General features: G+C 41.2%; 9 protein-coding genes. All 9 read left to right on the top strand.

Annotated elements, in window-relative coordinates; translation table 11 throughout:
* Positions 1–248, top strand: a 248-nt coding sequence (locus tag AC5WOE_RS19930) for a hypothetical protein (protein WP_496053343.1), incomplete at its 5' end; no start/stop codon positions are given.
* Between the two features lie 11 nt (positions 249–259).
* The gene (locus AC5WOE_RS19925) at positions 260–745 is read left to right on the top strand and encodes a hypothetical protein (RefSeq protein WP_496053342.1); all 486 of its coding nucleotides are present in this window, start codon (positions 260–262) and stop codon (positions 743–745) included.
* A 119-nt stretch (positions 746–864) separates the two neighbouring features.
* Complete coding sequence (locus AC5WOE_RS19920) at positions 865–1,176, top strand: hypothetical protein (RefSeq protein WP_496053341.1); 312 nt, start codon at positions 865–867, stop codon at positions 1,174–1,176.
* Positions 1,169–1,534, top strand: coding sequence for a hypothetical protein (locus tag AC5WOE_RS19915; RefSeq protein ID WP_496053340.1), 366 nt, complete (start codon positions 1,169–1,171; stop codon positions 1,532–1,534). Before AC5WOE_RS19920 ends, AC5WOE_RS19915 begins: the two co-directional genes overlap by 8 nt.
* 407 nt (positions 1,535–1,941) lie before the next feature.
* On the top strand, positions 1,942–2,169 hold the full coding sequence (locus AC5WOE_RS19910; RefSeq protein ID WP_496053339.1) for a hypothetical protein: 228 nt from the start codon (positions 1,942–1,944) through the stop codon (positions 2,167–2,169).
* A gap of 407 nt (positions 2,170–2,576) precedes the next feature.
* Positions 2,577–3,584, top strand: coding sequence for a MobV family relaxase (gene mobV / locus AC5WOE_RS19905; RefSeq protein WP_496053338.1), 1,008 nt, complete (start codon positions 2,577–2,579; stop codon positions 3,582–3,584).
* 192 nt (positions 3,585–3,776) lie between these two features.
* On the top strand, positions 3,777–4,937 hold the full coding sequence (locus AC5WOE_RS19900; RefSeq protein WP_496053337.1) for a protein rep: 1,161 nt from the start codon (positions 3,777–3,779) through the stop codon (positions 4,935–4,937).
* A 195-nt stretch (positions 4,938–5,132) separates the two neighbouring features.
* Entirely contained in the window at positions 5,133–5,300 is a 168-nt protein-coding gene (locus AC5WOE_RS19895; RefSeq protein ID WP_496053336.1) for a hypothetical protein, read from the top strand.
* Between the two features lie 284 nt (positions 5,301–5,584).
* A partial coding sequence (locus AC5WOE_RS19890; RefSeq protein ID WP_496053335.1) for a hypothetical protein occupies positions 5,585–6,014 on the top strand: 430 nt, incomplete at its 3' end.

Raw genomic sequence — 6,014 nt, 5'->3', positions numbered from 1 at the left:
AACAGTCAAACAGTCCAGTCAAACAAACAGTCAAACGATCAAGCAGGGCCAAACAACAAAAGACACAAACACAAACAAACTCAAACAGTCCAGTCAAGCATCAGATAGATGAGATCAAACAAGCAGCAAACAAACTCAAACAGTCAGAAGGAAAGTTTCCAAGCATTCGCCGATTGGCAGATGTGGCAAAGACAACACCGCACCAAGCAAAGAAAGTAATCGATGAACTTAAGAAGAAAATCGGTTAGGAGGGGAGACGATGAGTGAAGACAATCAAACAGAAGTTTTGCAGTATGAAGTGGAGAGAGAAACCGAGTTTGGAAGTTATGTTGCTGTAGTTTCGGTAGATATGGAAACAGGCCGAGGCCGGATGTACCTCTATAAAGAACAGCCGAAGGTGAAAGGGTTCTTGAAGTTTATCGTACCAGCAAACGAACCAATCAAAGATGCCCCAGTCTCTCCTACCACAGATATACATTACTTGCTAACGAAACTAATCACTGCTTATGAAATCCCTTTGTATCAAAAGATGCATGCAGAGGAACAAGAAACTTACCTGCCGATCAACTATGAGGAAGAGATCCGCAAGCGCCGTGCACGGTTGATGCAAGGAGAAGAACAACAGCAAATAGGCACGAACACCAACACTGTAGAGATTACAGATTGGACGGAAAAGAAGAAAGGTTATAATCCGAAAAGCCGTCAGAACTTAAAACAGTATCAAGGTAAAGAAGACTTAGGTTAATAAACCACCCCCCCCTTCCCCACCGATGGGTGTACCCCCTTTTCCGATTTCGATCCGATTCGAATCGGAGAGAAGGGGCATCTCTCGGAGTAGGGGAGGGAGCCCAAGGAGTGACACCGATGGGAAGTCAAATGAAGGCTTGGAAAGTTGTTTATGTAGATCGCTTTTACACAGAGTCGGGAGAGAATGGAGTCACGCTGGAATACTCTCTAACTCGCTACGGAGTTGCTCAAGCTACAAAAGAATCAGCAGCGATCAAACGAGCCGAGGCCTATCTAAGAAAAAAGTATGGGAAGGTAAAGAAATCTTTCTGGCATGAGTGGGAAATCACAGAGGCCTACCCAATGCAAAAAGAAACAAAGCCCATCGAGCGTGCAGGCTCAAATGGGCAAACAACTAAAAACCAACTGGAGTTGAATTTAGATGTCTAACATAGTGTACCAAAACAGCGTAGAAGAAGCCTATTATTTTGCAGTCGATGCATTGTTTTATGAATTCTCATGGGAACAATGGAACAAGAAATATCCTGATTTTGATCTAAAAATAAACATGTGGAAAGAAACAAGAGAAACTCCGATTGATCTCGATTTTGGAAACGAAGTATTGATATCAGAAGAAGTTCTTGTATCCTTTTCAGTTTCATCGAATGAAAAACTATTCGAGGAAGCAATCATTCTCACTCGAACGGAAGTTGCAGCACTGGATAAATTGAACTATCCAGAAGGATTCCAGCCACCTAAGCTGCATGTAAATCCATTACCTAAGATTCGTCGTATGTGTGGGTTCTAAAATGAAAAGTCCTTGCCGATCTAGGCGAGGATTTTTTAGTTAAAAAAAAACAAAGAAAAACAACTACTAAACAAAGCTTGCACTTGAAACGTACTCATCAAAACAAGGGGTAAACCCTTGTGCCATCTGGGTTGCAAACGATTTGCTAGGGTGTGTTAATAAGATCGTCATTAATACACCCACTAATACGGGGTCATACGTTCTATTTTTGATATTAAGAGTGTACCTAAATATGTACCTGTTCCCCTACTTGTTCCTATACCTGAACATGTACCTGAATGAGTACCTACGAGTAAAATACGAAACTCCTTACAGCTGTAAGGAAAAGGACTGGTTTTCATTCCCGACTTATTTATATATTTTTCAGTCTTTATTCTTTTTATTTTTGAGATAATACAAATGGGGAGTTGATCAAAATTTATAAAGCATACTTAACTGCACATGATGGATACCGTTTAGATGGATATGTAGAGTTGGAAGAATCACCGGAAGCGATTAGCAATTATTTTAAAGTGCAGGCCCCACTCAACAATGTGGTAGTAGTAGATTCACAAGATATGATTGTGGCCAAAATGGAAAACGGGAAATTGGTTTTCCCTGAGATTGTTCCCGTCGTTGATTTCCTAAAAGCCTAGTTTGTTAAAAGACTTGTTTGTGAAACAGACCATCCTTTTCTTTTCCCTCCTTGTTCTAGAGGGCTGAGCAGAGGGCGGTCTTTTTATATCGACCAGCCTTGCGATGGAAGTGGGAAATTCAGCGATACAATAATCAGTCTCGAAGCGGTAACCTTGGTTCTCGTTCTGTCAGGATCGCTTCGGGCACAAATGCCCGATTGCTGAATTTTACACTTGCACAATGTGGAGATTTTGAAGTTTTCGACGCCCTATCAGAAAAGTTCAAAATACTACATTGAGCGTATGACCGACGCATGAAGTTAGAGGCTAACCCCAAAGGTTTACCCTCGGAGAGCTTACACACTTTGGAACAAAGTATAGTAAGTTATACTTTACATACGTAAGTCGCTAGGAATGGAGGCTGTCCGATGTCAACAACGAAGGTCAACTATTTTGCCGGACGGATGCACAAGTTAAAGAGCCACGACGTGAAGGGGATGCAGATACACAACCAACGAGAGAAGGAGAGCCACACGAACACGACGATTGAGAAGACGAGGACTCACTTAAACTACGATCTGGTGAATGACGGGACCATTGATTATAAAGAGAAGATTAGTCAGCGAATCGAGGAAGCGGTAGAAAGTAACCGAAAGGTGAGGAAAGATGCAGTTCTATGTAATCAATGGATTATCACCAGCGACAAAACTTTCTTTGATGGGATCGGAGAGAAAGAAGAAAAGCGATTCTTCCAAGAATCCTATAAATGGTTCGCAAATCGATATGGAAAAGAAAATGTCATTTTTGCGACAGTTCATAAAGATGAGCACACCCCACACATGCATCTGGGCATAGTTCCGATCAAGGACGGGAAATTGAGTTCCAAAGATTTATTTAATCGTGTTGAGCTAAAAGCAATACAGGATAAGTTCCCAAAACATGTGCAAAGTCTAGGGTTCAACCTAGAGCGAGGCATCCCCAACAAGCAGCAGCACATGGAACCAGTGAAATTCAAAAACATGCAGCTGCTCTTCCAGCAAAAGCAAATAGAGGTATCACTAAATAAGCAAGTGAAGGAAGTAAAGCAAATCAAGGAAGCGGAACGTTCTGTTGATGCGATCCCAGTCAAGGAAGTTGGGTTGTTCAAGAAAAATAAAGTTCAGGTAAGTAAATCTGACTGGGAATATGTAAAGACCAAGGCGAAGCAGGCACAGACCTATAAATATGCATTGGAGAAATCAGGGAAGGAAATAAACTGGCTGGAACAACGAATCGATGTAATGAAAGGTGATAGGGAAAAGGCGAGGAAGTTCGACAGGCTCGGTGATCTGTTTGGAAAAGAAAAAATAAATGAAGTGCTGGAAGTGGATAAACAGCAACGTGAACAGCAGCAGCAACAAAAGGTAAAAAATCAGGATTTGGAGAGAGAAAGATAGCCCCTGTTTTTAGGGGTTTTTATGTTTGGTTTTTGGTCTTTCCTTACCTTGATACATAATAGAAACAATTCAAGGCATTAAAAACGACCTCCAGCCCAGTCATACCAAGGCTTAAAAGGTCATTTGACATGTAGAAAGCCCCACTATATAATTGTAGTCACCACAACAACAATTTGAATAGGGGGCTTTTCCTTGTTTTATTCAGTTACTAACGATAATAGCACGAAAGTATTAAAGGACGCAAGAGAGAACGGGAAAGAAAACGATTGGACTGGTCATAAGAAGCGATCTTTATTAATGGGAGACCATTTATTCCATGCTGCTGATAAGTATGAAGATGAGCGGTTACGAAAAAAAGCGAAGCGGATGGTGGAATGTTGCAACGTATTGACGTTTAAACTTACCGACAAAGGACTAAGACTATATCAATGTTACAACTGTAAAGGTAGGTTATGTTCGATGTGCAACTGGCGACGGTCGCTAAAAATCGCATATCAAAATAAACGGATCGTAGAAAAAGCGAACGAAGATCATAGATTAAAATGGGTATTCCTAACACTCACACAGAAGAACTGTCAAGGCGACGAGTTAAAGCAAGAAGTGGACGCAATGACAAAGGCATGGAATAGGTTTGCTGGATACAAGAAAGTAAAGCAAGCAATGAAGGGTTATTTTCGGGCGTTAGAAATTACGAAAGATTGGGACGAATTTATTACCAAGAAACGTTATTACAAAAATCCTGCTTACTACAAGCGACAAGGTTTAAAGGTGGGAGACCGGAACCCCAACTACAAAACCTATCACCCACATTTCCATGTATTAATGTGCGTATCTTCTAGCTATTTCTCTCATGGATACATCAAAAGACAGGAATGGCGAGACTTCTGGCAAAAGGCGATGAAACTAGACTATTCTCCAATCGTAGACGTAAGGGTAGTAAAGCCCAAGAAAGAAACTGTATCTTTAGAAGAGATTGAAGAAAATATAAAAGTTGCGGTTTTGGAAAAAGAGATGCAGGAACAAAAGGCGATTTTAGAGGTTTCCAAATATCCAATCAAAGACACAGACGTCCTTCCTACTGATTTCCTAACAGCAGACGGAATCGAAACGGCTTACACGCTGGACAATGCCATAGCTTACAAACGTCTCATTGGATATGGTGGTATCTTAAAGGAGATCCATAAACAGCTAAAATTGGACGATGCCGAGGACGGCGACTTGGTTCATGTAGGAGATGAGGAAGACGAGACCGCCAACGCGATATGCGAAGTCATAGCCTATTGGCATGTGGGAATAAAGAATTACGTCATACATGGAAATGTGGTAAATCCAGAGACGGGAGAAATGTTATAAAAGGCATCCTTTGGGATGTCTTTTTATTATGCCCTGAAATCGATTCTAAGGGGGTTAGGAGCTATTTTGAGACCGCTCTTAATAGGGGAATGCCTGACAAGTATATTTGTTTTGAGTAGTTAGAAAAATTTATAAAAACAGTTGATTCAAAACGTATCAAATGATATAATATGAATCATAGGGAGGTGCGACAAATTGAAACAGCAACAAATAGTTAGGATTCCGAGCTTGGCGAAAACATTGGACACTATACAGGACACAATCGAATTAATGGGAGGCGAAAAGGGAGAAGGTGCAAAGCTCGCACTCGATGCAGTAAGAAAAGCCTATGGTATATCGTTGGAAAGAGAGGAAAGAAAATGAAAGATTTGGTGATAACCCTAATAAGCCACACAATAAGCTTTGCCTTTGTTTGTCTCTTCTTCTACACGGTAGAAGAAATGGTTCGTACTTTCAAAAGAAAGAAAGCAAGGAGAGCAAAAGGTTGAAACAAATAAAGCCCGCTGAGCTGGAGACTCAAACGGGCGAACAAAAACCAAAACCGACTAAGGAGTGATTTTTGTGTGCAAAGTGTACCACGTAAACGAGTCTAGATACAAGGTGAATATTGATATAGAACCAATGGGGTTTGGTCTGGGGGTGGTCAGATGAAAGGAACATACATCATTCGTATCAGTTTGGTGTTTGGAAGTCTCATTTGCTTGGCAGTTCTAACCCTCTCCTACCTTCACAGTGTCGAATTGTTTGAACGGTCTGGATATCACAACATTTTCGCACACGTCGGAGTTATCGGATTCGAGCTCATGTTTGTTCTCGGATCGATCATTATGATTTGGTCGAGATGGGTAGGGGCTGAGCTGTCAGGAGCTTCGAAGTATGTGTTTTACTTAGGTGTTTGCGTGAATGTATATTCGAACATTGCGTCAGGATTTGCAAAAGGAAAAGCTCTCGTGTTCTACGTGTTTGATAATGGTCTCGCAATTAATGAACCTGTTCTGATCGGCGCACTAATCCCGATGATGTTTGTGGGCGCGGAATTGGTCATTACAGACGCAATATTCAAATACCAAACACACA

The organism is Shimazuella sp. NTD248, from assembly GCF_059510395.1.
Note: the sequence above shows the minus strand (reverse complement) of the source record. Positions and strands in the feature narration are given on the sequence as shown.